Origin of the sequence: Halomonas sp. MCCC 1A13316 (genome assembly GCF_014931605.1) — a bacterium.
Classification (GTDB): Bacteria; Pseudomonadota; Gammaproteobacteria; order Pseudomonadales; family Halomonadaceae; genus Halomonas.
Genome location: NZ_CP053382.1, coordinates 2082456 through 2105866, shown reverse-complemented (window position 1 = coordinate 2105866; position 23411 = coordinate 2082456). Strand labels below are relative to the sequence as shown.

Genomic DNA, 23411 nt, shown 5'->3' with positions numbered 1-23411 from the left:
GATTACCAGTACTGGAGTCTTAAATGCCTCGCTTCCCGAACCACCTGACCGGCTCCGGCCCCAGCAATCCTTTTCCCGGCATCAAGGTGCTGGAGCGGCGCATCGGCCGTGAGATTCCTCATCGCCTGGGCTCCAACGAAGGCCTCGACATGCCCCATCGAGCGCTGCGCGAACGCTTCGGCGACGCCATGGTCGAGCACGTTTACTGCTATGGCGACTCGGAGGCACTGGGCGTGCGCCAACGCCTCGCCTCGCTCTACGGCCTGCCGTTGGACGTTACCCTAGTGGATGCCGGGGCCGATAGCCTGATCGCGCTGGCATTGCGCACGGTGGCTACGCCGGGCTGCACGGTGGTGAGCGCCAGCGGCACCTACCCCACCTTCGGTTACTTCGCCCGGGGCCAGGGCTGCCAACTCGTCGAACGGCGCTACCGTGAGGCCCCCGGCTTGCTCGCACCGGACCTGGAGGCACTGAAAGAGAGTGCCCATGAGCATGGAGCCCGGCTCGTCTACGTCGCCAACCCCGACAACCCCAGCGGTCACCTGCACAGCGACGACGAGATCCACCGACTACGTGCCGAACTTCCCGAAGACTGCTGGTTGCTGATCGACGAGGCCTACCACGACTTTCGCGACGATGCCGACTCTGCCTACAGCCGTGAGGTAATGCCCGGAGTGATCCGCCTGCGCACCCTTTCCAAGGCCCATGGCCTGGCCGGGCTGCGCATCGGCTATGCCATTGCCGAGCCCGAGACGCTGGCCATGATGATGAAGGTGCGCATTCACTATGCCGTCACGACCCTGACCCAGGCTGCCGCTGAGACCGTCCTCGACCATCACAGCGAAGTCGAGGCGCACGTCCATGCGGTCAAGCAGCGCCGCGAGCGGCTGGCCTCGCACTTCCACGACCTGGGCGCCGAGGTGCTGCCCAGCGCGACCAACTTCATCGCCCTGCGCTTGCCCAGTGCGGAGCTGGCGGGACGTCTGAACCAGGAGCTGCTGGAAGCCGGTCGGCTCATCGCCCGCCCCGCCCACCCCGACTTGGGCCACGTGTTGCGCATCACCGCGGTAGAGGACGCCCTAGTGCCCGGCCGCTTCGAGATCCTCGAGCGGGTCATCATGGAAAACTCGGCTCAGCGCTGAATCTTGAGCCCGTGCCGCTTCAGCTTGCGCACCACGCTTGGCTGGCTGATACCCAGCCGTTCGGCGATGGCGTAAGTCGTGGTAAGCGAACGGCACAGCGCCCGCAGCACATCGCATTCGATTCGGGCCAGATAGGCGGCAAGCCCTTCGTCCTCGGCCAATTCCGCCCGCGCCGACGCCGCGTGCGGAGTTGCCATCGTTGCCACGCCCGCGGTGTCGCCCGGCGTGGGCGAGTGAATCAGGTCCCCCGCCGACGAGAGCCAGGCGCGCTCCAGCCAGTTCTCCAGCTCGCGCACGTTGCCCGGCCAGTCGCCTCCCATCAGCTCCGACCACACGCTACCGTGCAGCAGCTTCTGCCGGCCGTAGCGCTGATTGAGTCGTTCCAGGCAGGCCTCGACCAGTGCCGGAATGTCCTCGCGGCGCTCGCGCAGCGGCGGCAGCGTGACCGGAATGACGTTAAGGCGATAATACAGGTCGAGGCGGAACGCGCCCGTCTCGACGCGCTTGGCCAGGTCCTGGTTGGTGGCGACCACCAGGCGGAAGTCGACCTGCCGCTGGCGGGTGTCGCCGAGCCGGGTGACACTGCCGTCCTGGATCACCTTGAGCAGCTTGGTCTGCATCAGTAGTGGCAGCTCGCCGATCTCATCGAGGAACAGCGTGCCGCCCTGGGCCTGCTCCAGCAGCCCCGCCTTGCCCTGGCGTGCCGCACCGCTGAAGGCGCCTGGCTGATAGCCGAACATCTCCGATTCGAACAGGTTTTCGGGAATCGCCCCGCAGTTCACCTCGAGAAAGGGTCCTTCGCGGCGTCGACTCCAGCGGTGCAGCTGGCGGGCGAAGGCGGTCTTGCCGACGCCGGACTCTCCTAGCATGAGCACGGTGGCGTCCGAGGGCGCCACGCGCTTGAGCAGCAGGGCGAGCTCGCGCATCACCTGGCTGCGGATCTCCAGGCTCTCCAGCACATCCTCTAGCTGACCGTCCTCGCCGGCGGCCCCGCTCTGGCTGCGTTTGAGGTGCTCGCTGAAGCGCTTTTGCAAGAGCGCGTACTCGTCCTGCAGCAGTTGCAGGTCGGTGAGATCGCGCGAGCGACTGACGATCCGCTCGAGCCGACCGTTGACATAGACCGGATGCGCCTCGGCAATCACTCGCCTGCCCGTGCCGGTGACCTGCATCAACTGTACCGGCTTGCCACTGCGAATCACCTCCAGGCTGATGGAAGGCTTGAGGACGCCCTCCGCTTCGAGGCGCTGCACCGAACTGCCGATCAAGCGCTCCCGCGCCATGCCATATACCGCCGCCGCCCCCGGGCTCACATCGAGCACGCGGCCCGACCCATCGACGATGAAGAAGTGGTCGTTGGCCGTCTCGACGATGGTACGCACCACCTCTTGGTCGATTTCGCTCATTTCACTCTCGCTGCCCAAGACGCTTGGATTCATTTTTGTATCGTGATGCATAGGTGTATCGACCTTTATCCTGGTCGATCCAAATCTGCATCCGCACATCTCAAGAAGCCCATGATAAGGGCTTTCTGGCATTGGCACGGAAACTGCTACTAGTCACATAGTAAAGCAGATCATGACAAAGCAGAGGCTACCCATGACCGACTACAACCAGCCGCTAGGCGGCAACGACATGCCGCGCTTCGGTGGCCCCGCCACCATGATGCGCCTGCCCACACAGCCCACGGCCGAAGGGTTGGACGTGGCCTTCATCGGCGTACCGCTGGACATCGGCACCTCCAACCGCCCCGGCACCCGCCTGGGGCCGCGCCAGATACGCGACGAGTCGCGCATGCTGCGCCCCTATAACATGGCGACCCGCGCCGCCCCCTTCGACAGCCTGCAGGTGGCCGATATCGGCGACGTGCCGATCAATACCTTCCATCTACCCAAGACCGTGGACATCATCAGCCGCTTCTACGACGAGGTGCTTGGCCACGGCAGCATCCCGCTCACGCTGGGCGGCGACCACCTGATCACGCTACCGATTCTGCGCGCTATCGCCAACAGACATGGCCCGGTGGGGCTGATCCACATCGATGCCCATGCCGACGTCAACGAGCACATGTTCGGCGAGCCTCTGGCCCATGGCACGCCGTTTCGTCGCGCCCAGGAAGAAGGGCTCCTGGCCAAGGGCAAAGTGGCGCAGATCGGGCTGCGCGGCACCGGCTATGCCGCCGAGGACTTCGACTGGTGCCGTCAACAGGGTTTCCGCGTGGTCACCGCCGAGGAGTGCTGGTACCGCTCGCTCGAGCCGCTGATGAAAGAGGTGCGCGAGCAGATGGGCGATACCCCGGTCTATATCACCTTCGACATCGACGGGCTGGACCCCTCCGTCGCCCCCGGCACCGGCACCGTCGAGATGGGCGGCCTGACCTCGGCCCAGGGGCTCGAGATCGTACGTGGCGCCGCCGGGCTGAACATCGTCGGCGGCGACCTGGTCGAGGTCTCGCCGCCCTACGACACCAGCGGCAACACGGCGCTGATGGGCGCCACCCTGCTCTACGAGATGCTCTGCGTCCTGCCGGGCGTCAAGCGCCGCGATTGACATGACACCGCATGAACCTACAACGACAACCCAAGGGTAAACCCATGTCCACCACTGACAACTTTCAGCGAAATGCTGCCGTTCCGGCGCCTTTCGAGCGCAGCAACCTGCTGAAATTCATCGTTCCCTCTGCTATCGGCGTCGGCTTGTTCCTGGTGCCGTTCCAGGTCGGCGACACCATCAACATCGGAATGGGGCTGATGGCCGACGGGCTCAAGGCGCTGCTCGGCGGCGCCCTGCCGGCCATCGCCGTATTCGTACTGGTGCTCTCGGTGCTGGCCACCTCCTGGGTCAAGCTCGCACGGCCTCGCTGGGCCGACAAAGGGGTGCTGCACGACATGTTCCACGTCGGTCCGGTGTGGTTCGGCATGCGCCTCCTCGGGGCGGCCTTCGCCCTGATGACGTACTTCCAGTTCGGGCCCGAGTTCGTCACCGCCTCGTTCACCGGTGGCGTGATGCTCAACGACCTGGCGCCTGTGCTGCTGACCTTTTTCTTCTTCGCCGCCCTGCTGCTGCCGTTCCTGGTCGAGTTCGGCTTCATGGAGTTCATCGGCAGCCTGGTACGCAAGCCGTTCCGGATGATCTTCAACCTGCCCGGGCGCAGTGCCATCGATGCCACCGCCTCGTGGATGGGCTCGGGCACCGTGGGCGTCCTGATCACTACCCAACAGTACGAGCAGGGTTACTACAGCCGTCGCGAAGCCTCGGTCATCGCCACAAACTTCTCTATCGTGTCGATCGCCTTCAGCCTGCTGATCACCAGCTTCGTCGATCTCAACCACATGTTCGTGCAGTTCTACTTCACCGTGGTGGTGGCCGGACTGATCGCCGCAGTCATCGTGCCTCGCCTGCCGCCACTTTCGCGCAAGCCCGATAGCTACTACGAGCCGGTCGGCTGCCAGCTGTCGGAGAAGCGCACCGAGGAAATGGGTCTGCTGCGCTATAGCCTGACCCAGGCAGTACGCCGCGCCGAGCATGCTCCCGGCCCCAGGGAGCTCGCCCGCAACGCGCTGTTCAACGTGGCCGACATCTTCCTCGGCCTGCTGCCGCTGGTATTCGCCATTGGCACCGTGGCGCTGATCCTTGCCGAGTTCACGCCGCTGTTCACCTGGCTCTCCTACCCCATGGTGCCGGTGCTGGAACTGCTGCGCATTCCCGAGGCCGAGGCGGCCGCCCCCGCCACCCTGGTGGGCTTCGCCGACATGTTCCTGCCGGCGGTACTTGCCACCAATATCGAGAGCGAGCTGACCCGCTTCGTCATCGCCTGCCTGTCGCTGACCCAGTTGATATACATGTCGGAGATCGGCGCGCTGCTGCTCAAGTCGAAGATTCCCCTCAAGCTGTGGGAGCTGGTGGCGATCTTCCTGCTACGCACGGCCATCACGCTGCCGATCATCGCTTTCATGGCCCACACCTTCTTCTTCTGAGGTTCGACGATGGAACACGCTCCCATGACCTGCGCCCGGTTGCTGCTGAGGTTCCTGCACGAGCGGTATGCCGTCGACACGGTGTTCGGCATCCCCGGCGTGCATACGGTGGCGCTCTACCGCGGGCTGGAGGACGGCGGCGTGCGCCACGTCACGCCGCGCCACGAGCAGGGCGCCGGCTTCATGGCCGACGGCTACGCCCGCGCCACCGGCAAGCCCGGGGTCTGCCTGATCATCACCGGGCCCGGCATGACCAATATCGCCACCGCCATGGGTCAGGCGCTGGCCGACTCGATCCCCATGCTGGTGATATCCAGCGTCAACCGCCGCGACACCCTGGGCCGCGGCCAGGGCCGACTGCACGAGCTCGCCAGCCAGCAGCAACTGATGGCGGGAGTCTCCCGCTTCAGCCATACCCTGCTCGACCCCGCTGCCTTGCCGGAGGTGTTGGCGCGCGCCTTTGCCGTGTTCCAGGGGCAGCGCCCCGGCCCGGTGCATATCGAGATTCCCATCGACCTGTTCGATGCGCCGGTGGAGATGAACGAACTGTCGCCGCCGGCAAGGCTTTACCGCCCGACGCCCGATCCCGAAGGGTTGGCACTGGCCGCTCAGTGGTTGAAGGAAGCACAGCGCCCGCTGGTGCTGCTGGGCGGTGGCTGCGTGGATGCACCCGAGGCGGCTAGAGCGCTGGTGGAGCGGCTCGATGCGCCCACGGTGACGACGATTAACGCCAAGGGGCTGCTGGGCCGCGATCATCATCTCGATCTGGGTGCCAATGCGGCGCTGCCGGCGGTACGCGAGCTAGCCCGAGACGCCGACGTCATTCTGGCCGTAGGCACCGAGCTCGGTGAGACCGACTATGACGTCGTGTTCGACGATGGTTTCGAGCTGCGCGGCAGGTTGATCCGCATCGACCTCGACGCCCAGCAACTGGTGCGCAATCAGCAGGTCGCGCTGGGCCTGGTAAGCGATGCCGGACGCAGCCTGGCACTGCTGGCCGAACATTTCCCTGAGACGCTCTCACGCGACGGCGCTGCGCGCACAGCCGCCACGCTCGAGGCACTCGGTCTCCAGGCCGACCCGGCCTTCGCTCCCTTCGTGCCGCTCTATGCCGCCCTACGCGAAGCCCTGCCCGAGGCGATCCTGGTCGGCGACTCCACCGCCCCGGTCTATGCCGGCAATCATCTCGTCTCGCAACCCGTGCCACGGCGCTACTTCAATGCCTCCACCGGCTACGGCACCCTCGGCTACGGCCTGCCGGCAGCCCTCGGCGCCCAGCTCGGCCAACCGACGCTTCCCGTAGTGGCGCTGGTCGGCGACGGTGGCGTGATGTTCACCCTCAGTGAACTCGCCACCGCCGTGGAGCAGAACCTGCCGGTAGTGATCGTGCTATGGCACAACCAGGGCTATGAGGAAATTCGCCGCTACATGGATGCCCACGGCGTCACGCGCTGCGGCGTCGACATCCAGGCGCCGGACTTTCAGACCGTCGCCGCCGGTTTCGGCTGCCTGGCCACCCGAATCGGCAATCCCACCGAGCTGGCCCGAGCCCTTGCCGTTCGCCCCAGTGACGGCCCCCTGCTGATTGAAGTGGACGCCAACGCCTGGCTCGAGGCCATCGGATCATGAAGAGACTCCCCTTGCAGCAGCTCGATCATCAATTCATCAACAACGACTGGGTACCCTCGCGGGGAGAACGCCGCCTGGCAGTGACCAATCCCTACCGCGAAGAGACGATCGCCGAGGTCTCCGCCGGCCACCCGGACGACGTGGAAGATGCCGTAGCCGCAGCACGCCGCGCGCTGCCCGCCTGGCGCGCGCTCTCCGGTACCGAGCGCGCCGTCTATCTCGAAGGGTTCGCCGATGGCCTGGCACGACGTCGCGACGAATTGATCCGGCTCTCATCGACCAATAACGGCAAGGTGCTGGCCGAAGCCGGCATCGACCTCGACGATGCCATCGCTTGTTACCGCTACTATGCCGGCCAGGCACGCGCACTGGATCGGCGCCAGGGCCGCCTCGTCGAGCTTGAGATGGAAGGCGTCGAGGCACGCTGCTATCACGACCCGGTTGGCGTGGTAGGCCTGATCACGCCGTGGAACTTCCCGCTGGTAACCAGCGCCTGGAAGCTCGCCCCGGCGCTGGCCGCCGGCTGCACGGCGGTACTCAAGCCCTCCGAGGTGACACCGCTGCCCGAGCGAGCGCTGGCCGAGATCGCCCTGGAGACCAGGCTGCCCGCCGGCGTGCTCAATCTGCTGTTCGGCGACGGCGAAGGCATCGGCGCCCCTCTCGCCGCGCATCCGGCCATCGACAAGGTCTCCTTCACCGGCAGCAATCGGGTCGGCGAGTCGGTGATGCGCACCGCCGCCGAGCGCACCGCCGATGTTTCGCTGGAGCTCGGCGGCAAATCGCCGATCCTGGTGATGGAGGATGCCGACCCCGTGCAGGCGGCCGACTGGGTCATGGCCGGCCTCTATTTCAATGCCGGCCAAATCTGCTCGGCTACCTCGCGGCTGATCGTCCATGAAACCATCGCCGAGCCGCTCTACGACGCCTTGACGGCACGCATCGATGCACTTGTGCTGGGTGACCCGCTCGAGGAAGCCACCGACATGGGCCCGCTGACCAGTGCCCGTCAGCGCGAGAGCGTGCATGCCTATCTCGCCATCGCGGAGCAGCAGGGGCTCAGGGCCGTGCGCGATGCCAGCCATCGAAAGCTGCCCGAGCGGGGCTACTTCGTCGCCCCGACCCTCTATCGCGACGTGCCGACACACAGTCGGCTATGGCGCGAGGAGATCTTCGGCCCGGTACTCTGCGCGCGCAGCGTGGCGAGCGAACAGGAGGCGATCGAGCTGGCCAACGACAGCGATTTCGGCCTGGCGGCGACCGTCGTGAGCGGCGATGGCGAGCGAGCCCAACGTATCGGACGACAGCTACAGGCCGGCAGCATCTGGTACAACAGCGAGCAGCTGGTGCTGCCCGAAACCGGCTGGGGTGGCTTCAAGCGCAGCGGCATCGGCCGCGAACTCGGCCCTTGGGGGCTCTCCGCTTATCTGGCCGTCAAGCACCTGGTGGGTCCGTCATGACTGTGAGACTGCCTTTTTCACGCTGACTTGGAATAGAATCGGGGGCCGATGCCAGGTATCAAGGAGGAGACCAATGATCCGTATCCGCCCCTACCAGTCGGGCGACTGGTCCGCGATGTGGGGCTTCATCGCTCCTGTGCTGCATGCCGGCGACAGCTACGCCGTGCCACGCCAGATCAGCGAGCCCGACGCCTTCCGCATGTGGGTGGAGCTGCCGCGTGCCGTACGCGTGGCCGAGGACTCCGCTGGCAACTTGCTCGGCGTCTATTACCTCAAGCCCAACCAGCCCGGCCCCGGCGATCATGTCTGCAACTGCGGCTATCTCGTGGCCGAGAAGGCCCGAGGCCAGGGTATCGCCAACAAGCTGTGCGAGGATTCCCTGCGTGTCGCTCGCGAGCTCGGCTTCACCGCCATGCAGTTCAACATGGTCGTCTCGACCAACGAAGTCGCCATACGTCAATGGCAGAAGCATGGCTTCGAGATCGTCGGCACCCTGCCCTGCGCCTTCCGACACCCGCAGCAAGGCTTGGTCGACGCCCACGTCATGTACCGCCTTTTGTAGAAAATGACTACGCGCGTGAGGCACTGCGTTGCGCATCACCGCGTATGTCCGTCAATCAGGCGGTATGTTACCCAATGTCAGCACGATCATTGACCCTGTTGGGGCCGCTGGGGCATCCTCTCAGCGGTTTGACCCGACAAAGGAAAATTAAAATGAAAACGTTTGCACGCCACACGCTGGCACTTGGTATCTCCCTCGCCGTGGTTTCCACCGTTCAGGCTTCCGATTTCGAAGACATGGATCCGGTGACCCTGCGCCTGGCCCACGTGGTTAACGAGCAGGACGGTTTCCATATCGCCGCGGTGAAGTTTCAGGAACTGGTTGCCGAGCGCACAGAGGGTGCCGTTTCCATCGACATCTACCCCAACGCCTCGCTGGGCGACGAGCGTACCCTCCTCGAGGGCATGCAAATCGGCACCGTTGACATGGGCGTGATCACCAACGGTCCGGTGGCCAACTTCGTCGAGGAGATGGCGGTCTTCGAACTGCCCTTCCTGTTCCCCTCACCGGAGGCTGCCTACGAAGTGCTCGATGGCGAGATCGGCCAGGAGCTTCTTGACAAGCTCGCCGACGTCAATCTCAAGGGCCTGGCCTATGCCGAGCGCGGCTTCCGCAACCTGACCAATAGCGAACGCCCGGTGCACAGCCCAGACGACATCGACGGCCTGCGCATCCGTGTGATGGAGAACCCGGTCTACACCGATACCTTCCGCGAACTCGGCGCCAACGCCATTCCCATGGCCTGGACCGAAGCTCTCACCGCCATGCAGCAGGGCACCATCGATGGCCAGGAGAACCCGGTCAACGTCATCCACTCGTTCAAGCTCTACGAGACCCAGGACCACATGACGCTGTCGCGCCACACCTACGCTCCTGCCATCTTCGTCATGGGGATGCCGGCCTGGAAACAGCTGCCCGAAGCCGCCCAGGAGGTGCTGGAGGAAGCCGCCCAGGAAGCCGCCGAGCACGAGCGCCGCATGAACGCAGAGATGGAGGCCGACCAGCTCGACGAGCTGCGCGCCGCCGGCATGGAGATCGTCGAAGAGCCCGACCTCGAAGCCTTCCAGACTGCCGTGGAGCCGGTCTACGAGAAGTACGGCGATCAGTTCGGCGATTACCTCACACGTATCCGCGAGGCATTGCAGTAAGTGAACGCCCCGCTGCACGCCCTGACGGGCCTGCTGCAGCGTAGCGAGCGCACTCTCGACGCCGTCATTCAGCCTATCGTGTTTCTGGGTATGGCGGCGTTGATCGGTGTGATCACGCTGCAGATCGTCTCTCGTGTCTTCTTCACCGCGGTGGGCTGGACAGAGGAGGTGGCCCGCTTCCTGCTGATCTGGATCACCTTTCTCGGCGCCACCTTGGCCTACCAGCGCGCGCGCCATATCGCCGTGACCTTCGTCGTCGAGGCGCTGCCCTTGCGAGTGGCACAGCTGGCACGAGTCGCCGCGGTGCTAATAGCGTTGGGCTTCCTGGTTGCACTGATCGTGATCGGCTACCGCTATATGCAGATGCAGAGCTTCCAGCACTCGGCTTCGCTGCGGCTCTCGATGACCTATGTCTACGCCGTGATGCCAATCTCCGCCGCGATCATGGCCTGGTATGCGCTGGTCGATGTCTTCGAGCTCATCGCCAAGGGTCCGCGGGCGTCTGACACCGGCAACGCCGAGGAGCCACCGGTATGACGGGCCTGCTCTTTATCCTGTTCTTCGCCTTCATGCTGCTCGGCGTGCCGATTGCGCTTGCCATCGGCGCCAGCACCCTGTTCGCCCTGAACGCCCAAGGCGTGCCGCTGATGGTGGTCACCCAACAGATGTTCCAGGGCATCAACTCCTTCGCCCTGGTGGCGGTGCCCATGTTCATCCTGGCCGGCGACCTGATGGCCCAGGGCAAGGTCAGCGCCAAGCTGGTCGACTTCGCCGATTCGCTGTTTGGCTTTCTCAAGGGTGGCCTCTCCATTGTCTCGGTCGGTGCCGGCATGTTTTTCGCTGCCATCTCCGGCTCAGGCGCTGCTACCACGGCTGCCGTCGGCTCCAGCCTGGTGCCGGAACTCAGGCGCAAGGGCTATGACCCCGCCTCGGCGGCGAGCCTGATCGCCGCCAGCGGCACCATCGGCGTGGTCATTCCGCCCTCGGTCCCCATGATCATCTATGCCGTGATTGCCCAGCAGTCGGTGTCGAAACTGTTCCTCAACGGCATCATCCCGGGCATTCTGATGGGCATCGGGCTGGCGGCCATCGCCATTACCCAGGCCTACCGGCGCAACTACCCGCGCGGTACCGCGCTATCGACGGCCACGATATGGCGTACCTTCAAGAGTGCCAGTTGGGGCCTGATGACACCCGTTATCATCCTCGGCGGTATCTTCTCGGGGATCTTCACGCCGAGCGAAGCGGCTGTGGTGGCGGTCAACTACGCCCTGCTGGTATCGCTGTTCGTCTACCGCGACCTGAGCCTGGCCGACGTCTACCGCATCCTGATTCGCTCGGCGATCACGACTTCTGTGATCATGCTTGTCATCGCGACTTCGGCGGTGCTGAGCTGGACGCTGTCGAGCTGGCAGGTACCCGGCGCCATCGCCCAGGCAGTGCTGTCGCTCTCCACCGATCCCTATGTGATCATGCTGCTGGTAGTGGCAGTGATCCTGCTCACCGGTGTATTTATCGAGACCGCCAGCGCGCTGATCATTCTCACGCCGGTGCTGCTGCCGCTGGTACTCCAGCTCGGCATCGACCCGATCCACTTCGGCATCATCATCGTGATGGGGCTGGCGATCGGCATGATCACACCACCCGTGGCGATCAACCTCTATGTCGCTTCTTCCGTGACCCAGCTACCGCTCGAGCGTATCACCCGGGCCATACTGCCTTACCTGCTGGGGCTCATCGCGGTACTGCTGCTGGTGGTCTACGGGCCGATTCTGCTAGGGCTTTCGGGCTGAGCAGGTTCCGCTTGACGGCCGTGCGGCCTGGCTTCAGGCTGGCCGCATGTCCGTTTCTGCCGAAGGGATTCCCCGTGATACTCATGCTGCGCATCGCCATTCCCCTGAGCCTTGTCCTGCTCGCCGGTTGCACGACCTACACCTATGAGGACGGCAACCGCAAGACGCTATGGGGCGTTCCTGCCGAAGAGGAAACTCGGCGCTACGAGGATGACCGCCAGGCCGAGGGCGTGCGCTACCGGGTCCCGGGGCAAATCGAGGAACCAAGAAGCGAAGAGTGAACGGATCGACAGCGCTCAGCGATGCAGGCGCAACACCACGCTCAGGTTGTTGGCCGGCATCTCGATGGTCTGTTCCAGCATGAAACCATGCGGCTGTGCTTCGGCCACGACGATTTCGAGTTCGCGTACGCCCCAGCGCGGGTCGCGCGCCTTGAGGTCGGCATCGAACGCGGCGTTGCTCTCTGCGGTGTGCTGGCCGTCGCGACGGTAGGGGCCGTAGAGATAGAGCACGCCGCCATCGCGCAGCCTCTCTGCTGAGCGCGCCATCAGCGCCTCGGTGGCCTCCCAAGGCGAAATGTGCACCAGATTGATGGCCACCACGGCATCGAAAGGGCCGGCAGGCCATATGCCAGCCACATCCAGCGGCAGCGGCTCGAGCAGATTGTCGAGCTCCGCATACTCATGCCATGCGCTGATGGACTTACGCGCTTCAGGATTGGGATCGCTGGGCTGCCAGGTCCAGTTCGGCCGGGCTTCGGCCATGTAAATGCCGTGTTCCCCACTACCGCTGGCGACCTCCAGGATTCGGGCGCGCTCGGGCAATACCACGCTCAGGACATCGAGTATGGGCTGGCGATTGCGAGCCGCAGCAGGGCTCTTCATGCGGCGATTCATGCGTGGTAACGGCCTTGTATGGCTTGATGGGGATGGCTTAGCCAGTTCGAGGAGCGATCTAGTAGCCCCGGCGCGTGGCCGGGGCATGAGTCAATGATGGCGACGATGCTGCTGTTCGGTCGTCGAGCGAGAGCTGCGCCCACGGAACCCATCGAGCATCTGCTTGCCCTTGCGCTTCAGTCTCGCGCGATTCTCTGGCTTGCGTAGCCACCAGGCCGCTGCGGTTCCTAAAAGCTTCTTCATCCTGACCTCCTGTGTCTGGCGATGACTCTTCCTGTATGGACGTTGCCATGCGCCAGGTCAAGCGTAGCGGGGTCATGAAACGGTATTGCAGTTAGCCAATCCAGGCATCCTCTGCCATGGTTAGTGTGGGTTCAGCCAACATGGAGGATGCCATGACGCGCACAGCACGTGTCGAACCAATCACGGAAGAAAGCCGCGATGCGGTGATGGTCAGCGGTTGGCGGGTCGTCGACGTAACCGACCCCAACCTGCCACAGGAAATATCGCGCCACGACAATGAGCCAGAGGCCATCAGGGCCGCTCGCGCCTACGAACATGAAACCTCGCTCGAACCTGGCTCCCCGCCTGACGACACCCAAGACTATGACGCCTCCGACACTCAGGGCGGAAAGAATCTCCTTTGAGAGCCGGCCCGGCCCGCCGCCGGGCTATGTCATGCTTCAGGTCCCGACTCGCTCGCCCACTCCACGCCCTTCCTCTGTGTAACCTCCCTTCTATTTCACCCCTCTGCCTGGCGTATAACGCAGGTGATTGACTCGCCAGGAGTGACAGCGTTTAATCAGTCGTTTCAATTCTTAATAATAATTAACCGAGCTGGGCTATCCTTAGAAAGCTACGTCAAGCACCGCACCAATGTCTCAACCCAACCTGAATCTCAAGGGATATCAGAACGTAAGGAGAATCGCTGTGCTCCCTGATTCGCTAAGGCATTCTCTCGAGGGCTGCGACCAGCTGCCTTCCCTGCCACAAGTCGTGCTACGTGTCATCGAGCTAGCACGGGACCCCCAAGTGGATCTCAGGGACATGGTCGCAGCCATCGGCAGTGATCCTGCACTCTCGGCGCAGCTCCTTTCCCTGGCCAACACCGTTTTCTACGCCAATCAAAATCCCGTCGAGGATCTCCAGCAGGCCGTCAACCGCCTAGGTATCGAACGTACGCTGTCACTCGCCCTAGGGTGCAGTCTCGTGCATACAGCACGCCACCGCAGCTCAGCCCAACTGAATATCGAACGCTATTGGCAGCGCTCTCTGGTCTGTGCCATGAGCGCGAGGCTGCTTGCCGAACGCGCCGGCCTTTCAGCGGAGAGCAGCGCCATCTTCACGGCTGCCCTGTTGCAAGACATCGGCATGCTCGGCTTACAGTCCGTCGACGGCGAAGGTTACCTATCTCTGATGGCACAGGCACCTGACCATCGGACACTGGCGCAGCTTGAGCGCGAGATCTATGGCATCGACCATGCATGCGTCGGTGAATGGCTAGCACATCGCTGGAAACTTTCCTTGCGCACCGCCGACTGGATACGCAGCAGCCACCAGCCAATGTTCAGTGCCGATACGCCCGACCAGAAGGCCAAGAATTGTATCGTCGCCTCGGGCCTGATCGCCGATGCCTGGCTCCAGGGAGAAGCGGCGTTGAGTGAACTAACCACTCAGCTCTCCAAATATTTTGGGCTCGAGACCGACGAGTTGCTGAGTCAGCTCATCACCCTGCAGGAGCAGCTACCCGCCGTGGCCACGCTCTTTAACGTGCGCCCACCCGAGTGGCTGGACCCCAAGCGGATCATGCACGAAGCCAGGATGATCCTGCTAGAGCGCACTGCCAGGCTGCAGCAGGACCTAAAGCAGAAGGAGCAAGAACTAGAACGCTTGCGCCACGAGCAACGCGAGCTCGAACTCAAGACGAAACTGGACCCGCTGACGCAACTGTACAATCGCGATCACCTGGAAAAGACGCTGCGCCAAGCTCTGGAAGAAAGTCGTATCAGCGCCAAACCGCTTTCAGTGATCTTCATCGACCTGGATCACTTCAAAGAGGTCAACGACCGTTTCGGTCACGATGTCGGCGACCGGGTCCTGGTCGAGCTGGCCGGCATCCTACGCCAGGTCATTGCAGAACAGCGAGTCCATGCCGGCCGCTACGGTGGCGACGAGTTCGTGCTGATCCTGCCGGGGTACGATACACAGGATGCCCGCACGTTTGCCGAGGCCTTAAGGGCGCGCATTGCCTCGCAGGGACTCGGCAGCGATGAACGAACTCAGGTCACGGCATCATTCGGCCTCGCCTCGGTCGATCCCGGCACGACAGATCAAGACGTCGAATCACTGATGCGGACCGCAGACCACAACATGTACCGTTCCAAGCACTCCGGCCGCGACCGTATCTCCGCTGCCTAGACTACAACGGCATCATGATGCGTTTGGCTGCCTATCGCCTCTTGCTTCCAGTGCAGCCATAGCCTTGCCCATGAACGCCTCGCTGCGGAGATTGGCAGGCCGATCCTTCAAACCCGCCCAGTAGGCTTAGAATTCGGGCCGCCTCTCCAGCGTGCCGAACTGCATTCCCCAACCGCTATGCGAACTGACGTACACATCCGCGGCGGTAAAGGTATCGCCGGCAATGTACCTGCGGCCCGCCACTGCGTTGGCCAGGGTCTCGACTACCGTCTCGTATTTGCCACAGCCGAACTGCACCTCGTGTTCGGGGTGAGCGAGAAACCTGCATGCTTGAGCGACAAGGCCCAGGGCCACCGCCTCGAGCTCCTCCTCGGAAAACATCAACGGCGGTAGCAGCAATCCCGGTTTCAACACATAACCCAGCCCCGCCTCTCCCTCGATTTCAGCACCGATGGCCTTGAGCGCCGCAATGTCCCGATACAGGGTCCGCAGCGAGACCCCTAGCTCATCCGCCAGCACCGTACCGCTGACCGGTCGGCGATGGCGTCGCAGGGTCTGCATGAGATCGAATAGTCGTGTCGTCCGAGACATGAGGCGTTGCCTGTCTGGCATTTGTGGCGATGAAGGCAGTCGGTATTACCGGCCCGGCTTCGTCCGACGGGGCTTGCCACCCCTTCCGCTCTGGCTTCCGCCCGGCTTGGGCTTCCCATGCAGTGGCTTCTTGCCTCTGTCCTTGGCAACTTGCTTCGGTCCGCCATTCTTGCCGGCGGTAGCGCTCTTTGAGGTCTTGGCCTTGGGCGCCTTGGCCTTGGACGTCTTGCCCTTGGAAATCCCGCCCGAAGACGCCTTGCCCTTGTTGGCCTGTCTGCCCGTGGCTATTGCCCCTTTCACGGACTTGGTGGTCTTGCGCTTGCTTGCCGTTCTGGGTGTCGATGCCTTTTTGCCTTCAGCCGGTGCATCTGACCTGGACCTCTCGGTCAACGCGATAATGGTGTCGATTTCCTTCGCAGTCAGGTCGCGCCAGTCCCCGAGTGCCAGCCCCTTGAGCGAAACATTCATGATCCGGATTCGCTCTAGCCTGGTGACGTCGTAGCCGAATTTTTCACACATGCGCCGGATCTGACGATTCAATCCTTGCACCAGTGTGATGTTGAAGACGAAGGTCGACTCCTTGATGACTTTACACGGCTTCGTCACCTCGCCAAGAATGCGTACCCCGGAACTCATTCCCACCACGAACTCATCGGTAATCGGCTTGTTGACGGTGACCCGGTACTCCTTTTCATGATTGTTGCTGGCCCGCAGGATCTTGTTGACCAGATCGCCATTGTTGGTCAGAAAGATCAGGCCTTGGGAATCCTTGTCCAGCCGCCCGATGGGGAAGATGCGAGCGCCATGCTTGACGAAATCGACGATGTTACTCTTCTCGCTCGGCTCGGTGGTGCTGACGATGCCTACCGGCTTGTTCAGCGCGATGAAGATCAGGTCTTCGGCTTCCTGGGGTTCGATGCGCTGTCCGTTGACCTTGACCTCATCCCCCGGAAACACCTGGTCGCCCGTCTTGGCACGCTTGCCGTTGAGTTGCACGTTGCCCTGCTCGACATAGCGATCGGCTTCTCGCCGAGAACACATGCCGCTTTCACTGATGTACTTGTTGATACGAGTAGAAGAACCGAAGGCCATAGCGCTCTTACCGGAAGAAGACGGAGAATCTGACAGGCATTCAAGCATGCTACGCCTGATCAGCGAAAGGCCAAGGCAGCGCTGAAAGCAGCGTATCGCCCCGACGCTTTTCTGCAGGTAGAGGTGGCAGGTGCCTTGCATCAGCCATCCGGCTAGACTGCGTGTATAGACAATTCATCTCTGCCAGAAGGACTCAGCCCAGCATGGGGAGCACGATTCCACTCTACCTGCAGATCCAGCAGCACCTGCTGAAGAAGATCAATGACGGCGACTGGCCGGCACACCATCAGATACCACCGGAAGAGCAACTGGCACGGGACTTCGGTGTCAGCCGCATGACCGCCAACAAGGCGATCCGCGACCTGGTACACCAAGGCTACCTCACACGACAGCCGGGCCTGGGCACCTTCGTTACCGACCGCAAGGCGGAATCGTCGCTGGTCGACGTGCATAACATCGCCGAAGAGGTGCGCGAGCGCGGCCATCTCTACAACAATGACGTCTTGCTCGCCGAAGCCATTGCCGCCGACGACGAGGTCGCGCTGCGCCTCGGCGTGCGGCTGGGCACCTCCATCTACCATACGCGCATTGTTCATCGAGAGAACGGCGTACCGATCCAGCTCGAGGACCGGTACGTCAATCCTCGCTGGGTGCCCGACTACCTAGAAACCGATTTCAGCCGGCATACGCCAAACGAAGTATTGGTGGCGGCATGCCCCATCACCGACATCGAGCACGTGGTCGAAGCGGTGCTGGTCGATGCCGCCACCGCCGAGCGACTCGAGACCGAGGAGACCCGCCCTTGCCTAAGCATGAGCCGCCGTACCTGGTCCGGTGAGCACCTGATCAGCTATGCCCGGCTGATACACCCTGGAGATCGCTACAAGCTGCGCTCTTCGGTGCATCACCACGGTGCCTGAGCCACAGGCGGCGGCACTGTGAGGCCGGGCATGAGCCCGACCTCGCGGATCACGCCAGTCCGATTAGACGCCAGCGACCGCCAGCGCCAGGAAACCTGCCGGCACCGCCAGCAACAGGCTGAGCGCCACGCGCAGGAACCACACGGCGACGATACGCCCCATCGACAGCGGAATGCTAGTGGCAAGAATGCAGGGGATCGAGGCGGAGAAGAACAGCACCGAAGAGACCGACACCACGCCGGCGGCAAAGCGGGCAACGAACTCGGCCTCTCCCATCAGCAGCGCCGGCAGGAACATTTCCGCCAGCCCTGCAGCAGATGCCTGGGCCAGCGCCATGCCATCCTCGAGCCCCCATATCGCCACGAAGGGATAAAACAGCAAGCCCAGCCACTCGAACAGCGGCGTGTACTTGGCGGCGAGCAACCCCAGCAGCCCCACCGACATGATCGACGGCAGGATGCTGATCGCCATCAGCAGCCCCTCGCGCACGTTGAGTGCCACGCTGCGATGCAGGGCCGGCGCCCGAGCGGCAACTTCCAGCCCGGTGTGCCAGGCGGTCGCCATGCGCCGGCCCGAAGGGGCTTCGGGCTCGCCGTCGCTCTTGGCATCGTCCAGCCGCGAAAGCGGTGGCAGGCGCACGGTGATCGCGGTCACCAGGAAAGTAATCGCCAGCGTCAACCAGAAGTACAGGTTCCATACGCTCATCAGCTCAAGCGTGCGCGCCACGATGATCATGAAAGTCGCCGACACCGTGGAGAAGCCGGTGGCGATGATTGCCGCCTCGCGCGCCGAGTACTGCCCCGCCTGGTAGACCCGATTGGTGATCAGCAGGCCGATCGAGTAGCTGCCGACGAACGATGCCACCGCATCGATGGCCGAGCGGCCCGGCGTTCGCCAGATCGGGCGCATCACGGGCTGCAGCAGCACCCCGATAAGCTCGAGCAAGCCGTAGCCGATCAGCAGCGCCAGGAAGACCGCACCGATCGGCACGATCAGGCCAACGGGAATGACCAACTTGTCGAACAGGAACGGAAGCATGTCCGGTTCGTGCAGCATTGCCGGCCCCCACCCCGTCAAGGCCATAATCGCCACGGCCACGCCGGCAAGTTTCAGCACGGTGAAGATGCGCTCCGTCAGGCTGCGCTTCCAGCTGCCCTTGACCAGCGGATAAGTGGCTCCCGCCACGATCAGTGCCAGCGCGTAGAGGCCTGCAGCCTCGCCCAGCAAGCCACGGGCGGCGCTCACCATGTGGTCGAGCAGAATGGTTTGCCTCCCGCCGAGAGTAACGGGAACGAAGAAGATCAGGATCCCCAGCGCACTGGGAACGAACAGCTTGGCCGCGGTGAGCCAGCTGCCATTGCGAATATTGCGTGTGGCCGGTTCCGGTATCGCCATGGTGCTTACCTCGCGTTGTGATTGTCGGCGACTTCGATGAGCTGCATCGAAGCCATGTTGGGCGCTGATTTGTATATACATTACGGTGGTTCCAGGCGCCACCCTCCGACCTTCAGTAGAGCTTATACCTTGGTCTACCCTCTCTTTTCCGACACGCCGCCGTTATTCCTTATATTTAAGAAAAATATTTTATTAACAATTATTTAAAAAAGCCTCTCGCAAGCCACCACGACTTCGAAACTCGAACCTCCTCGAGACTCGCTTGACGCTGGCACCGGGACCGTTTATTTGTATATACATTACGGCAGCACAAGAAGGGAGACCGAAATGCCAGCACAGCCCTACCAGCCGCGCCGACTGTGGCGAGACGTCACCCTCTTCGATGGCTATGTCACCCTGCCCGAGCCGATGGCAGTGATGGTGGCAGGCGAGTCGATCGAGCGCGTCATGCCGATGCGCGAACTCGACCGCACCGAAGCGGAAGCCTGCGAGACAATGGGCCAAGGCGGCGTGATGACACCGGGCCTGGTCGATTGCCATACCCACCTGGTGTACGGAGGCAATCGTGCCGAGGAGTTCGAGAAGCGGCTGGAAGGCGTGAGTTACGAGGAGATCGCTCGCCAGGGCGGCGGCATTCTCAGCACCGTTAACGCCACCCGGGCCGCCAGCGAGTCGGAGCTGTTCGAATTGGCAAGGCCACGGCTCGAAGCATTGATCCGCGAAGGTATCACCACGGTGGAGATCAAGTCCGGCTACGGCCTGACGGTCGACGACGAGCTCAAGATGCTGCGCGTGGCACGCCGCCTGGGCGAAGCACTACCGGTACGGGTGGTCACCACCCTGCTGGGCGCCCATGCACTGCCACCGGAGTATGCCGGCGACAGCGACGGCTACATCGACCTGGTATGCCGCGAGATGATTCCCACCGCCGCCGAGCAGGGCCTGGCCGATGCGGTTGACGTCTTCTGCGAGAAGATCGCCTTCTCGGTGGCGCAGTGCGAGCGCGTGTTCGAAGCCGCCGAGGCCCATGGCCTGCCGATCAAAGCCCATGCCGAGCAGCTCTCCAACCTCGGCGGCAGCGCCATGGCGGCGCGTCATGGCGCACTCTCTGCCGATCATATCGAGTATCTCGACGAGGCCGGCGTGGCTGCCTTGCGCAAGGCCGGCAGTACTGCCGTGCTGTTGCCCGGTGCCTTCCATACCCTGCGCGAGACCCAGCGTCCGCCGATCGCGGCGCTGCGCGAGGCCGGAGTCCCCATGGCGCTGGCCACCGATGCCAACCCCGGCAGCTCGCCGCTGTTCATGCCGACCCTGATGCTCAACTTCGCCTGCACCCTGTTCCGCCTGACGCCGCAAGAGGCGCTGGTCGGGATGACAGCTCACGGTGCCCGCGCGCTGGGGCTGCACGATCGTTCGCTCGGCCGCATCGTCGAGGGCGCCCCGGCGGACCTCTGCCTATGGGACGTCGACACACCGGCCGAGCTGGCGTACGCCGTACAGCCTGGCCGCCTGCGCCAACGCATCTTCAAGGGAGGAGTGACCCATGGCTGAGACCGATCACGACCTGCACCTGGCCGACCCTTCCATCGACATGTCGCTCTGGGCCGGTCGCGAGGACGTGGAGCCCGACAGCCTGCGCTGGCATCAGGTGGTCACGCCGTACAAGCGCGCCAGCGAGCCTGGCGTCGTCCTGGTCGGCTTCGGCTGCGACGCCGGGGTGGCGCGCAACCAGGGTCGCGTCGGTGCCGCTGAGGGTCCCCGCTCACTGCGCAGGGCGCTGGCACCGCTTGCCTGGCACAGGCGGGCCCCGGTCTTCGATGCGGGCGACGTGAACTGCCACGGCAACGACGACATGGAATCCGCCCAGGCGCGCCTGGCCGAGCGGCTCGCTACCTTGCTGGCCAACTCTCAACTGCCCGTGGCACTGGGTGGCGGGCATGAAATGGCCTACGCCAGCTGGTCCGGCCTGACCCGGCACCTGGAAGCACGCGGGGAACGCTGTCCCAAGATCGGCATCGTCAATCTCGACGCCCACTTCGACCTGCGCGACCCCAGCCAGGTACGTTCCTCCGGGACGCCCTTCGCCCAGATTGCCGCCGAGTGCGAGGCACGCGGCTGGCCGTTCCGCTATGCCTGCCTGGGCGTTAGCCGGGCGAACAACACCCGGGCCCTGTTTGACCGCGCCCGCAAGCTAGGCGTGCTGATCAAGGAGGATCGTGAATTCCTCCCGCACCGCTTCGAGGCCATCCAGCGAGAGCTGGAGCGCTTCATGGCACACTGCGACCACCTCTACCTGACCGTCGACCTCGACGTGCTTCCATCCTCCGAGGCACCCGGCGTCAGCGCGCCGGCCGCGCGCGGCGTTGCGCTGGCCATGATCGAGACGCTGATCGAGACCGTGCGCGACAGCGGCAAGCTGCGCCTGGCCGACTTCGCCGAACTCAACCCCAGTTTCGATAACGACGGCCGCACCGCCCGAGCGGCAGCGCGCCTGATCCACCAGCTCACGCTGGATACCTGATCGAACACCGAACGACATACCGCTACGACGAAATCGTCGACAAAGCTGCAACGAAGAGAGAACACACCGATGAACAGCCACACTCCCCTCGCCGATACCCGCCACGACCCCGGCCGTCGCATCGCCGCCCCCACCGGCAGCGAACTCAGCTGCAAGAGCTGGCTGACCGAAGCGCCGCTGCGCATGTTGATGAACAACCTCCATCCGGACGTCGCCGAGCGCCCCGAGGACCTGGTGGTCTACGGCGGCATCGGCCGCGCTGCTCGCGACTGGCAGTGCTACGACACCATCGTCGAAACCCTGCAGCGCCTGGAGGACACCCAGACCCTGCTGGTGCAATCCGGCAAGCCGGTCGGCGTCTTCGAGACCCACAAGGACGCCCCGCGGGTGCTGATCGCCAACTCCAACCTGGTGCCGGCCTGGGCCAACTGGGAGCACTTCAACGATCTAGATAAGAAGGGCCTGATGATGTACGGCCAGATGACCGCCGGCTCGTGGATCTACATCGGCTCCCAGGGCATCGTCCAAGGCACCTACGAGACCTTCGTCGAGGCCGGGCGCCAGCACTACGACGGCAACCTGAATGGCCGCTGGATCCTCACCGCCGGCCTGGGTGGCATGGGCGGCGCCCAGCCGCTGGCGGCAAGCCTGGCCGGCGCCTGCTCGCTCAATATCGAGTGCCAGCAGTCGCGCCTCGATTTTCGCCTGCGCACCCGTTACCTGGACGAGCAGGCCGACGACCTCGACGACGCCCTGGCCCGCATCGAGCGCTACATCGCCGAGGGCAAGGCGGTCTCCATCGGCCTGTGCGGCAATGCCGCCGACGTGCTGCCGGAACTGGTGAAGCGCGGCGTAAAACCGGACATAGTCACCGACCAGACCAGCGCCCACGACCCGCTGCACGGCTACCTGCCCTCCGGCTGGCGCTGGGAGGACTACGTCGAGCGCGGCAAGCGCGAACCCGAGGCAGTGGTCAAGGCCGCCAAGCAGTCCATGGCCGTGCACGTCAAGGCCATGCTCGACTTCCAGCGGATGGGCGTGCCGACCTTCGACTACGGCAACAATATCCGCCAGATGGCCAAGGAAGAGGGGATCGCCAACGCCTTCGACTTCCCCGGCTTCGTGCCGGCGTATATCCGCCCGCTGTTCTGCCAGGGCATCGGCCCGTTCCGCTGGGCCGCGATCTCCGGCGACCCGGAGGACATATACAAGACCGACCAGAAGGTCAAGGAGCTGATCCCCGACGACCCGCACCTGCATAACTGGCTCGACATGGCCCAGGAGCGCATCGCCTTCCAGGGCTTGCCGGCGCGCATCTGCTGGGTGGGGCTCAAGGATCGCGCCCGCCTCGGCCAGGCCTTCAACGAGATGGTCGCCAGCGGCGAGCTCAAGGCGCCCGTCGTCATCGGCCGCGACCATCTCGACTCCGGCTCGGTGGCGAGCCCCAACCGCGAAACCGAGGCGATGCAGGACGGCTCCGATGCCGTCTCCGACTGGCCGCTGCTCAACGCCCTGCTCAACACTGCCGGTGGCGCCACCTGGGTCTCGCTGCACCACGGCGGCGGTGTGGGCATGGGTTATTCCCAGCACGCCGGGGTGGTGATCGTCGCCGACGGCACGGACGATGCCCACGCCCGTCTTGGCCGGGTGCTGCGCAACGACCCGGCCACCGGGGTAATGCGCCACGCCGATGCCGGGTACGATATCGCTAAGCAGTGCGCCCGGGAGAATGGGTTGGATCTGCCGATGCTCGATAAATAAGAGCGCCTCACGTTCGGCGCGATGAGCGCCGGGGACAAGGCGAAGCGAGGGTCTTTTTCCAGGGAAGGAAAAAGTAGCGCCCAGGGATGGGTTCACAGCGCCCTTGCAAAGA

22 protein-coding genes are annotated in these 23411 nt (G+C 63.8%); 16 read left to right on the top strand and 6 right to left on the bottom strand.

The features are described 5' to 3' along the window. The first annotated feature begins 23 nt into the window (after nucleotides 1-23). Nucleotides 24-1142 (top strand): pyridoxal phosphate-dependent aminotransferase, encoded by a 1119-nt coding sequence (locus HNO52_RS09730; protein WP_197568925.1) that lies wholly within the window; start codon nucleotides 24-26, stop codon nucleotides 1140-1142. Here HNO52_RS09730 and HNO52_RS09725 read toward each other — a convergent pair. Beyond that, entirely contained in the window at nucleotides 1133-2545 is a 1413-nt protein-coding gene (locus HNO52_RS09725; protein WP_197568924.1) for a sigma-54 interaction domain-containing protein, read from the bottom strand. The genes HNO52_RS09730 and HNO52_RS09725 overlap by 10 nt on opposite strands. Before the next feature lie 193 nt (nucleotides 2546-2738). Here HNO52_RS09725 and speB point away from each other — a divergent pair, with 193 nt between their 5' ends. The 9 genes from speB to HNO52_RS09680 all read left to right on the top strand — a co-directional run bounded on the left by speB (nucleotide 2739) and on the right by HNO52_RS09680 (nucleotide 11986). Then, nucleotides 2739-3689 (top strand): agmatinase, encoded by a 951-nt coding sequence (gene speB / locus HNO52_RS09720; protein WP_197568923.1) that lies wholly within the window; start codon nucleotides 2739-2741, stop codon nucleotides 3687-3689. Nucleotides 3690-3733: 44 nt separating this feature from the next. Next, the gene (locus HNO52_RS09715; protein WP_197568922.1) at nucleotides 3734-5116 is read left to right on the top strand and encodes a YjiH family protein; all 1383 of its coding nucleotides are present in this window, start codon (nucleotides 3734-3736) and stop codon (nucleotides 5114-5116) included. A 24-nt stretch (nucleotides 5117-5140) separates the two neighbouring features. After that, nucleotides 5141-6745 carry a 5-guanidino-2-oxopentanoate decarboxylase gene (locus HNO52_RS09710; RefSeq protein WP_197569174.1) on the top strand — a complete coding sequence of 535 codons (1605 nt, stop codon included), beginning with the start codon at nucleotides 5141-5143 and terminating at the stop codon, nucleotides 6743-6745. Then, nucleotides 6742-8202: an aldehyde dehydrogenase family protein gene (locus tag HNO52_RS09705; RefSeq protein ID WP_197568921.1), complete on the top strand. Its 1461-nt coding sequence runs from the start codon at nucleotides 6742-6744 to the stop codon at nucleotides 8200-8202. The genes HNO52_RS09710 and HNO52_RS09705 overlap by 4 nt, the downstream gene beginning before the upstream one ends. Nucleotides 8203-8275: 73 nt before the next feature. Further along, a complete protein-coding gene (locus HNO52_RS09700; protein WP_197568920.1) occupies nucleotides 8276-8764 on the top strand; it encodes a GNAT family N-acetyltransferase in 489 nt (162 codons plus the stop codon). 152 nt (nucleotides 8765-8916) lie between these two features. After that, nucleotides 8917-9912, top strand: a complete 996-nt coding sequence (locus HNO52_RS09695) for a TRAP transporter substrate-binding protein (protein WP_197568919.1) — start codon at nucleotides 8917-8919, stop codon at nucleotides 9910-9912. Continuing rightward, nucleotides 9913-10449 carry a TRAP transporter small permease gene (locus HNO52_RS09690; RefSeq protein WP_232090700.1) on the top strand — a complete coding sequence of 179 codons (537 nt, stop codon included), beginning with the start codon at nucleotides 9913-9915 and terminating at the stop codon, nucleotides 10447-10449. Further along, nucleotides 10446-11705 carry a TRAP transporter large permease gene (locus tag HNO52_RS09685; protein WP_197568918.1) on the top strand — a complete coding sequence of 420 codons (1260 nt, stop codon included), beginning with the start codon at nucleotides 10446-10448 and terminating at the stop codon, nucleotides 11703-11705. The genes HNO52_RS09690 and HNO52_RS09685 overlap by 4 nt, the downstream gene beginning before the upstream one ends. A gap of 83 nt (nucleotides 11706-11788) precedes the next feature. Continuing rightward, nucleotides 11789-11986, top strand: a complete 198-nt coding sequence (locus HNO52_RS09680) for a hypothetical protein (RefSeq protein ID WP_197569172.1) — start codon at nucleotides 11789-11791, stop codon at nucleotides 11984-11986. A 15-nt stretch (nucleotides 11987-12001) separates the two neighbouring features. On the opposite strand, the gene HNO52_RS09675 is transcribed toward HNO52_RS09680, so the two are convergent. After that, nucleotides 12002-12589 carry a DUF938 domain-containing protein gene (locus HNO52_RS09675; RefSeq protein WP_232090699.1) on the bottom strand — a complete coding sequence of 196 codons (588 nt, stop codon included), beginning with the start codon at nucleotides 12587-12589 and terminating at the stop codon, nucleotides 12002-12004. Between the two features lie 102 nt (nucleotides 12590-12691). Then, nucleotides 12692-12844, bottom strand: a complete 153-nt coding sequence (locus HNO52_RS09670) for a hypothetical protein (RefSeq protein WP_197568916.1) — start codon at nucleotides 12842-12844, stop codon at nucleotides 12692-12694. Nucleotides 12845-12996: 152 nt separating this feature from the next. Here HNO52_RS09670 and HNO52_RS09665 point away from each other — a divergent pair, with 152 nt between their 5' ends. Together HNO52_RS09665 and HNO52_RS09660 are read left to right on the top strand one after the other, a co-directional pair. After that, a complete protein-coding gene (locus HNO52_RS09665) occupies nucleotides 12997-13248 on the top strand; it encodes a hypothetical protein (RefSeq protein WP_197568915.1) in 252 nt (83 codons plus the stop codon). 229 nt (nucleotides 13249-13477) lie between these two features. Further along, the gene (locus HNO52_RS09660) at nucleotides 13478-15019 is read left to right on the top strand and encodes a GGDEF domain-containing protein (RefSeq protein WP_232090698.1); all 1542 of its coding nucleotides are present in this window, start codon (nucleotides 13478-13480) and stop codon (nucleotides 15017-15019) included. Nucleotides 15020-15145: 126 nt separating this feature from the next. On the opposite strand, the gene HNO52_RS09655 is transcribed toward HNO52_RS09660, so the two are convergent. Continuing rightward, nucleotides 15146-15610, bottom strand: coding sequence for an HTH domain-containing protein (locus HNO52_RS09655; protein WP_197568913.1), 465 nt, complete (start codon nucleotides 15608-15610; stop codon nucleotides 15146-15148). 45 nt (nucleotides 15611-15655) lie between these two features. Further along, a complete protein-coding gene (gene rluF / locus HNO52_RS09650) occupies nucleotides 15656-16702 on the bottom strand; it encodes a 23S rRNA pseudouridine(2604) synthase RluF (RefSeq protein WP_197569171.1) in 1047 nt (348 codons plus the stop codon). Between the two features lie 203 nt (nucleotides 16703-16905). On the opposite strand from rluF, the gene hutC reads away from it, so the two are divergent. Then, nucleotides 16906-17622, top strand: coding sequence for a histidine utilization transcriptional repressor HutC (hutC, locus tag HNO52_RS09645; protein WP_197568912.1), 717 nt, complete (start codon nucleotides 16906-16908; stop codon nucleotides 17620-17622). Between the two features lie 63 nt (nucleotides 17623-17685). On the opposite strand, the gene HNO52_RS09640 is transcribed toward hutC, so the two are convergent. Continuing rightward, complete coding sequence (locus HNO52_RS09640; protein ID WP_197568911.1) at nucleotides 17686-19017, bottom strand: YjiH family protein; 1332 nt, start codon at nucleotides 19015-19017, stop codon at nucleotides 17686-17688. Between the two features lie 327 nt (nucleotides 19018-19344). On the opposite strand from HNO52_RS09640, the gene hutI reads away from it, so the two are divergent. From hutI to hutU, 3 genes are all read left to right on the top strand, one after another. Beyond that, on the top strand, nucleotides 19345-20568 hold the full coding sequence (hutI, locus tag HNO52_RS09635; protein ID WP_197568910.1) for an imidazolonepropionase: 1224 nt from the start codon (nucleotides 19345-19347) through the stop codon (nucleotides 20566-20568). Then, nucleotides 20561-21538 (top strand): formimidoylglutamase, encoded by a 978-nt coding sequence (gene hutG / locus HNO52_RS09630; RefSeq protein WP_197568909.1) that lies wholly within the window; start codon nucleotides 20561-20563, stop codon nucleotides 21536-21538. The genes hutI and hutG overlap by 8 nt, the downstream gene beginning before the upstream one ends. Before the next feature lie 69 nt (nucleotides 21539-21607). Further along, nucleotides 21608-23299, top strand: a complete 1692-nt coding sequence (hutU, locus tag HNO52_RS09625) for a urocanate hydratase (RefSeq protein WP_197568908.1) — start codon at nucleotides 21608-21610, stop codon at nucleotides 23297-23299. The last annotated feature ends 112 nt before the right edge of the window (nucleotides 23300-23411 follow it).

Bases quoted from the DNA above. Each gene is read 5' to 3' on its own strand.
- HNO52_RS09685 (WP_197568918.1), top strand. From the start codon at position 10,446: ATGACGGGCCTGCTCTTTATCCTGTTCTTCGCCTTCATGCTGCTCGGC.
- hutI (WP_197568910.1), top strand. From the start codon at position 19,345: ATGCCAGCACAGCCCTACCAGCCGCGCCGACTGTGGCGAGACGTCACC.
- hutG (WP_197568909.1), top strand. From the start codon at position 20,561: ATGGCTGAGACCGATCACGACCTGCACCTGGCCGACCCTTCCATCGAC.
- HNO52_RS09715 (WP_197568922.1), top strand. From the start codon at position 3,734: ATGTCCACCACTGACAACTTTCAGCGAAATGCTGCCGTTCCGGCGCCT.
- HNO52_RS09660 (WP_232090698.1), top strand. From the start codon at position 13,478: ATGTCTCAACCCAACCTGAATCTCAAGGGATATCAGAACGTAAGGAGA.
- HNO52_RS09675 (WP_232090699.1), bottom strand. From the start codon at position 12,589: ATGAAGAGCCCTGCTGCGGCTCGCAATCGCCAGCCCATACTCGATGTC.
- HNO52_RS09640 (WP_197568911.1), bottom strand. From the start codon at position 19,017: ATGGCGATACCGGAACCGGCCACACGCAATATTCGCAATGGCAGCTGG.
- HNO52_RS09700 (WP_197568920.1), top strand. From the start codon at position 8,276: ATGATCCGTATCCGCCCCTACCAGTCGGGCGACTGGTCCGCGATGTGG.
- HNO52_RS09665 (WP_197568915.1), top strand. From the start codon at position 12,997: ATGACGCGCACAGCACGTGTCGAACCAATCACGGAAGAAAGCCGCGAT.
- HNO52_RS09730 (WP_197568925.1), top strand. From the start codon at position 24: ATGCCTCGCTTCCCGAACCACCTGACCGGCTCCGGCCCCAGCAATCCT.
- HNO52_RS09680 (WP_197569172.1), top strand. From the start codon at position 11,789: ATGCTGCGCATCGCCATTCCCCTGAGCCTTGTCCTGCTCGCCGGTTGC.
- HNO52_RS09655 (WP_197568913.1), bottom strand. From the start codon at position 15,610: ATGTCTCGGACGACACGACTATTCGATCTCATGCAGACCCTGCGACGC.
- rluF (WP_197569171.1), bottom strand. From the start codon at position 16,702: ATGGCCTTCGGTTCTTCTACTCGTATCAACAAGTACATCAGTGAAAGC.
- HNO52_RS09725 (WP_197568924.1), bottom strand. From the start codon at position 2,545: ATGAGCGAAATCGACCAAGAGGTGGTGCGTACCATCGTCGAGACGGCC.
- HNO52_RS09705 (WP_197568921.1), top strand. From the start codon at position 6,742: ATGAAGAGACTCCCCTTGCAGCAGCTCGATCATCAATTCATCAACAAC.
- speB (WP_197568923.1), top strand. From the start codon at position 2,739: ATGACCGACTACAACCAGCCGCTAGGCGGCAACGACATGCCGCGCTTC.
- HNO52_RS09670 (WP_197568916.1), bottom strand. From the start codon at position 12,844: ATGAAGAAGCTTTTAGGAACCGCAGCGGCCTGGTGGCTACGCAAGCCA.
- HNO52_RS09710 (WP_197569174.1), top strand. From the start codon at position 5,141: ATGACCTGCGCCCGGTTGCTGCTGAGGTTCCTGCACGAGCGGTATGCC.
- HNO52_RS09695 (WP_197568919.1), top strand. From the start codon at position 8,917: ATGAAAACGTTTGCACGCCACACGCTGGCACTTGGTATCTCCCTCGCC.
- hutC (WP_197568912.1), top strand. From the start codon at position 16,906: ATGGGGAGCACGATTCCACTCTACCTGCAGATCCAGCAGCACCTGCTG.
- hutU (WP_197568908.1), top strand. From the start codon at position 21,608: ATGAACAGCCACACTCCCCTCGCCGATACCCGCCACGACCCCGGCCGT.